6 protein-coding genes are annotated in these 6,463 nt (G+C 75.4%); 4 read left to right on the forward strand and 2 right to left on the reverse strand.

Annotated elements, in window-relative coordinates; all coding sequences use genetic code 11:
- Positions 1-14 precede the first annotated feature (14 nt).
- Complete coding sequence (locus tag ACY34I_RS18505; RefSeq protein WP_462756227.1) at positions 15-467, reverse strand: RrF2 family transcriptional regulator; 453 nt, start codon at positions 465-467, stop codon at positions 15-17.
- Between the two features lie 161 nt (positions 468-628).
- Here ACY34I_RS18505 and ACY34I_RS18510 point away from each other — a divergent pair, with 161 nt between their 5' ends.
- Positions 629-1,840, forward strand: a complete 1,212-nt coding sequence (locus ACY34I_RS18510) for a globin domain-containing protein (protein ID WP_462756228.1) — start codon at positions 629-631, stop codon at positions 1,838-1,840.
- A 61-nt stretch (positions 1,841-1,901) separates the two neighbouring features.
- Here the strand turns inward: ACY34I_RS18510 and ACY34I_RS18515 are convergent, their stop codons facing one another.
- Entirely contained in the window at positions 1,902-2,687 is a 786-nt protein-coding gene (locus ACY34I_RS18515; RefSeq protein WP_462756238.1) for a YwiC-like family protein, read from the reverse strand.
- Positions 2,688-2,916: 229 nt separating this feature from the next.
- Here ACY34I_RS18515 and ACY34I_RS18520 point away from each other — a divergent pair, with 229 nt between their 5' ends.
- The 3 genes from ACY34I_RS18520 to ACY34I_RS18530 form a co-directional block, all read left to right on the forward strand.
- Complete coding sequence (locus ACY34I_RS18520; protein ID WP_462756229.1) at positions 2,917-4,569, forward strand: carbamoyltransferase family protein; 1,653 nt, start codon at positions 2,917-2,919, stop codon at positions 4,567-4,569.
- A complete protein-coding gene (locus ACY34I_RS18525; protein ID WP_462756230.1) occupies positions 4,566-5,597 on the forward strand; it encodes a glycosyltransferase family 2 protein in 1,032 nt (343 codons plus the stop codon). The genes ACY34I_RS18520 and ACY34I_RS18525 overlap by 4 nt, the downstream gene beginning before the upstream one ends.
- Positions 5,597-6,463 (forward strand): HAD-IIIA family hydrolase (locus ACY34I_RS18530; RefSeq protein WP_462756231.1); only part of this gene is annotated, 867 nt, incomplete at its 3' end. The genes ACY34I_RS18525 and ACY34I_RS18530, both read left to right, overlap by 1 nt.

Genomic DNA, 6,463 nt, shown 5'->3' on the forward strand with positions numbered 1-6,463 from the left:
GGCCCGGCGATGGCCTATGACCCGAGGCTCGCGCCGCGGGCCGGCGGCGCCCCGAGGCTGAGCAGGATCCGGCCGGTGGGGCCGTCCACGAGGTCGCCGAGGCGTACCTCCTCGAGCACGGCGAGGAAGGCGGCCTGGGCCCGGCGCAGTTCGCCACGGAGCCGGCAGCCGGCGACCAGCGGGCAGGCCGACTGCTCGCAGGAGACCACCTCGCCGTCCCCCTCGAAGGCCCGAACCACCCGCCCGACGGTCAGCTCGCCGGCGTGCTCGGCGAAGGCCACCCCGCCGGAGCGGCCTCGGATGGTCACCAGCACACCCAGCCGCTGCAACCGCTGCACGACCTTGGCGACGTGGCTGCGGGGCAGCGCGAGCTGGGTGGCGAGCTCCTCCACGGTCGTCCGGGCCGGAGACGCGGCGGTGAACATGGCGATCCGCAGAGCCATGTCCGTAGCCCGGTTGAGCTTCACCCCTCGACCGTAGCCAGCGGCGGGGCGGCGCAACACGGGCCGACCGGCCGGACCTGGTTGGGTGACCTGGATCATTCCCCGACCGGGACCTTCGACCCTGAAGCGGAATCTCAGATTCCTGTTCAGTGGGCTCGACCCGTTCCCCGTCTCAAGGAGTAGTAGTGCTCTCGGAATCCTCAGCAGCGGTGGTGGCGGCTACCCTGCCCGCCGTGCAGGCCCATGGTGAGGCGATCACCGGCCGGTTCTACCAGCGGATGTTCGACGCCCACCCGGAGCTGCTGGACATCTTCAACCGGGGCAACCAGGCCACCGGACAGCAGAAGGCCGCGCTCGCCGCAGCCGTGGTCGCGTACGCCGAGCACCTGATCGGCGGCAGCACGGTGTCGTGGGGGCCGATCATGGACCGGATCGCGCACAAGCACGCCGCGCTCGGCATCGCCGCCACCCAGTACCCGATCGTCGGGCGGCACCTACTCGCCGCGGTCGGCGAGGTGCTCGGCGACGCGGTCACCCCCGAGGTCGTGGCCGCCTGGGACGAGGTCTACTGGCTGCTGGCCTGCGAGCTGATCGCCCGGGAGGCGCGGCTCTACACGGTCGCCGGGGTGGCGGAGCACGGCTCCGTGTGGCGGCCGTGGCGGGTGGCGGAGAAGACCCGGGAGACCGCGGACGTGGTCTCGTTCACCCTGGTCCCGGCCGACGGCGGCCCGGTGCCCGGCTTCGCCCCGGGCCAGTACGTGTCGGTCGCGGTCGACCTCGACGGTGGCCGGGGCCAGCAGATCCGGCAGTACAGCCTCTCCGGCCGCACCGGCGCCGACCACTGGCGGATCACGGTAAAGCGAGTGCTCGGCACCGCCGGCGCGCCCGACGGCATGGTGACCAGCCACCTGCACGAGCGGGTGGAGGAGGGCGACATTCTCCGGCTGAGCCCGCCGTTCGGCGAGGTCAGCGCGATCGGCGACGACGCTCCGCTGCTGCTGGTCAGCGCCGGCATCGGCCTCACTCCGGCGATGGCCGCCCTGGCGCACCTGGCCGCCACCGCGCCCGAGCGCGAGGTGGCGCTGGTGCACGCCGACCGGGCCGGCGCCGCGCACGCGTTGCGCCACGAACTGCCCGGGCTCCAGGAGCAGCTGCCGAACCTGTCGGTGCGCCTGTGGTACGAGGACGCCGCCGACGGCGAGCTGGCCGGGCTGAAGGCGGAGGTCGCCAGCGGGCTCGTCGACCCGACGCGGATTCCGCTGGCTCCCGGGGCGTACGTGCATCTCTGCGGGCCGGTGCCGTTCATGACCCTGGTCCGCGGCGGGCTGCTGCGCCGGGGCGTGCCGGCGGAGCGGATCGCGTACGAGGTGTTCGGCCCGGGCATGCTGCAGGGCTGAGCGGGGCCGGTGCCGGGCAGTGCCCGATACCGGCCCTCGCCGACGCCCGGCCTGCCGGCCGTCAGGCCCAGTGCCCGACCACCGCGGCGAACACCAGCAGCGAGCCGACCAGCTCGATCAGCCCGACCCGGACCGGGGCGAGCCGCCGGCCGGGCAACAGCACCGCGCGGAGCAGCAGCAGCGCGAAGACTCCCGCCACCGCCGGCCCCCACCAAGCCGCCGCCACGACGAGCGCGGCGAGGTGGTACGCCCCGGAAGCCCACCGGTAGCCGACACTCCCCCGCTCGCGGATCATCGTCTTGACGTAGAGCACCGTGCCGACCAGGTAGGCGGCGACCGCGCCCGCCACCCCGGCCAGCCCGGCGGGCGGGACCCCGGCGACGGTGGCCACCACGAACACCATCAGCACGCTCTGCGCCACCGAGGCGAGGTCGTTGAGCAGGGCCCGCTCGCGACGCCGCCGGGCGTGCCCGGCGTTGACGGCGGCGAGCAGGGCGTAGAGCGGTGCGTAGCCGAGGACCTCGGGCCGGGCGAGGAGCACCGGCGTGACCAGCAGCGCGGCCGCGGCGCCGTAGAGCAGCAGCTGCGGGCGTACCCGGTCGGTTCGGCCGGTCTTCACGGCCAGCAGGGCGTAGTAGGAGAAGAGGTAGCCGGCCAGCCAGGCGCCGAGCAGCGGCAGGTGGGGCCACCGGAGGCCGGTGACGCAGACCGCCGTGGCGTACGGGAGGAGCAGCATCGGCCAGGCGCCGTGCTGCGGCGGCAGCCAGCGGTGCCGGCGACCCCGCTGCCGGCCGGCGACCTCTGACCCGGCGGTGGTGCGGGGCGTGGCGCGGCGCTCCCCGGTCAGCGCGGACGGCGATGGCGTGGACACGGTTGGTCACCTCCGGAGGTCGACTCGAGCGAGGTGGGTCATAAAACCGGAGCCGGCCGCACCTCTTTGCCCAGCTTCGTCGCTTCCGGCCCCGCCGACCAGGGACTTTGGTCACTGATCCGAGTCTCCACAGGCGACATCGAGCTCCTCGGGAGAAGTCGATGATCTACAGGTTAGGCGGTGTTCGCGGGGGTAGGGGATTCCCATGCGCGTCCTCGGAATCAACTCGATCTTCCACGATCCCGCGGCTGCCCTCGTGGTCGACGGCCGGGTGGTGGCCGCCGCCGAAGAGGAGCGGTTCAGCCGCCGCAAGCACGGCAAGCGCCCGGTGCCCTTCGCCGCCTGGGAGCTGCCGGAGTTGTCCGCCGCCTGGTGTCTGACCAGCGCCGGGATCGACGTCGACAGTCTCGACGCGGTCGCGTACTCCTTCGACCCCGGCCTCAGCCGCGACGCCGCCGAGCTGGGCCTCGACGACCCGTGGGACTGGCTGCGGGTCGACTACGCCGCGCGGGCGCCGCAGTTCCTCGCCGCCGCGCTGCCCGGGCTCGACCCGGAGAAGGTGCGGTTCGTGCCGCACCACGTGGCGCACGCCGCGTCCGCCGGCCTGGCCGCGCCACCGGCCGGCGACGACACCGCGGTGCTGGTGCTCGACGGGCGCGGCGAGGTGGCCAGCCACCTAGCCGGCGTCTACCGGGATGGCCGGTTGTCCCCCCTGTACGCGCAGCAGCTGCCGCACTCGCTCGGCCTGCTGTACGAGGACCTGACCCGGCACCTCGGTTTCCTGCACTCCAGCGACGAGTACAAGGTGATGGCGCTCGCCTCCTACGGCCGGCCGAGGCACCTGGGCATGCTCCGCGAGCTGGTCCGGGTCACCGACGACGGTGGCTTCCGGATCGACCGGATCGACTGGGCCAGCATGGCCAAGGCGCGCACCGCCGACGGCGAGATGACCGACGAGCACGCCGACCTGGCGTCCAGCGTGCAGGCCCGGCTGGAGGAGGTCGTCCTCGACCTGTCCCGCTGGCTGTACGACGCCTCCGGCGGCGCCGCCACACTGGCCATGGCCGGCGGGGTGGCGCTGAACTGCGTGGCCAACGCCCGGGTCGCCGCCGAGGGGCCGTACCGCGACGTCTGGGTGCAGCCGGCGGCCGGCGACGCGGGCACCGCGCTGGGCGCGGCCCTGCACGTGGCCGGCGAGCTGGGCGACCGGTCCACCCCGATGGCCGGGGCGGACCTGGGCCGCGGCTGGTCGGACGACGAGCTGGAGGCGGAGCTGCGCCGGGCGGCGCTGCCGTACACCCGGCCGGCATCGATCGCCGCGGAGGCGGCCCGGGTGCTCGCCGACAACGGCATCGTCGCCTGGCACCAGGGGCGCAGCGAGTACGGCCCGCGGGCGCTGGGCCACCGGTCGCTGCTCGCCCACCCCGGCGACCCGGACACCACCCGGCGGATGAACGACGTCAAGGGCCGGGAGCAGTTTCGCCCGATCGCCCCGATGGTCCGCGCGGAACGCTTCGCGGAGATCTTCGAGGGCATCTACCCCAGCCCGTACATGCTCTTCGTGCACCGGGTGAAGCCGCCGTGGCGGGACCGCATCCCCGCAGTCACCCACGTCGACGGCACCGCCCGGGTGCAGACCGTGCACGCCGACACCGAGCCGCTGGTGGCCGAGCTGCTGGCCGAGTTCGAACGGCGCACCGGGCTGCCGGTGGTGGTCAACACCTCGCTGAACACCGCCGGACGGCCGATGGTGGACACCCCACGGGAGGCGATGGAGCTGTTCGGCTCCGCGCCGGTGGACCTGCTCGCCCTCGGCCCGTTCGCGGTGCACCGCCGGGCGCTGGGCGGTGGCCGGTGATCAGCGTGGTGGTGCCCACGCTCGGCCGGCCGAGCCTGGCCGTGCTGCTGGACACCCTCGCCGGTCAGCTCGCCGACCTGCCCGAGCCCGAACTGCTGCTGGTCGACGACCGGTGCGACGAGACCGGGGAGCTGGCGGTGCCGGGGGCGCTCGCGGCGTACACGAAGGTGCTGACCGGTCGCGGCGTGGGCCCGGCGGCGGCCCGCAACCTAGGGTGGCGGGCGGCCCGCGGCGAGTGGGTGGTCTTCCTGGACGACGACGTGGTGCCGGCGCCGGACTGGGCCCGGCGGCTGCGCGTCGACCTCGCCGTGCCCGGCGCCGTCGGCGGCGTGCAGGGCGTGCTGACCGTGCCGCTGCCGGCGGACCGCCGCCCCACCGACTGGGAACGCGGTACCGCCGGCCTGGCCGAGGGCCGGTGGATCACCGCGGACATGGCCTACCGCCGGGCGGCCCTCGCGGCCGTCGGCGGGTTCGACGAGCGCTTCCCCCGGGCCTACCGGGAGGACGCCGAGCTGGCCCACCGGGTCCGGCTCGCCGGCTGGCACCTGGTGCGCGGCCAACGCCGGGTGAGCCATCCGGTACGTCCCGAGGGCCGCTGGGTGAGCCTGCGCACCCAGCGCGGCAACGCCGACGACGCGCTGCTGCGCCGGCTGTACGGCCCGAACTGGCGGACCGAGCTGGACCTGCCCCCGGGCCGGCGTCCCGGGCACGCTGCGGTCGCCACGGCCGGCGCGGTCGCGCTGGCCGCCACCGTGCTGCGTGCCGTGGCCCGCCCCGGCGCCCGGCGGCGGGGCCTCGGGATGGCCGCCGTCGTCGCGGGGCTGGGCTGGGCGGCCGGCACCGCCGAGTTCGCCCGGGTCCGCATCGCGCCCGGCCCGCACACCCGCGACGAGGTCGTCACCATGGTGGCGACCAGCGCGCTCATCCCGCCGCTCGCGGTCGTCCACTGGGTACGCGGCTGGTGGCGCGCCCGCTCGGTGCTCGCCGGCGGGGTCGTCACGGCGGACGGCCCCGGGGCGGGACGATGATGTCCTCCTCGATTGCCCGGGGCCGCTGGTCCGACCTGACGCCGTCCGGTCCCGCCCTGTTCGACGCGGTGCTGCTGGACCGGGACGGCACGCTCATCGAGGACGTGCCCTACAACGGTGACCCGGAGAAGGTCCGCCCGGTGCCCGGTGCGCGGGAGGCGCTGGACCGGCTGCGTACGGCCGGGCTGCGTCTGGCCGTGGTCACCAACCAGTCCGGCCTGGCCCGCGGCTGCTTCACCGAGCGACAGCTGCGCACCGTCCACGCGCGGGTCGAGGAGCTGCTCGGGCCGTTCGACGACTGGCAGGTGTGCCCGCACGACGACACCGACGGCTGCGCCTGCCGCAAGCCGGCACCGGGCCTGGTGCACGCCGCCGCCCGGGCGCTCGGCACCACACCGGCCCGGTGCGCGCTGGTCGGCGACATCGGCCGGGACATGACGGCCGCGCTCGCCGCCGGGGCCACCGGCGTCCTGGTCCCCACCCCGGTCACCCGCCCGGAGGAGGTCGCCGAGGCGCCGACCGTCGCTCGGGACCTGCCCGCCGCGGTGGACGAGATCCTGCGCCGGATGCGGGCGGTCCGGCCGGTCGTGCCCCGCGCCGGGCGGGCCGGCACGGTCCTCGTGGTGCGCAGCGACTCGGCGGGCGACGTGCTGGTCACCGGGCCGGGCATCCGCGCCGTCGCCGCCGGAGCGGACCGGGTCGTGCTGCTCTGCGGGCCACGCGGCCGAGCCGCCGCCGAACTGCTGCCCGGCATCGACGAGATCATCGAATGGCCACTGCCCTGGATCGACGGCAACCCCGAGCCGGTCGACCCGCAGGACATGCGGCGACTGATCACCCGCCTCGCCGCCGTCGCCGCCCACGAG

The organism is Micromonospora sp. RTBAU3-60, from assembly GCF_054963695.1.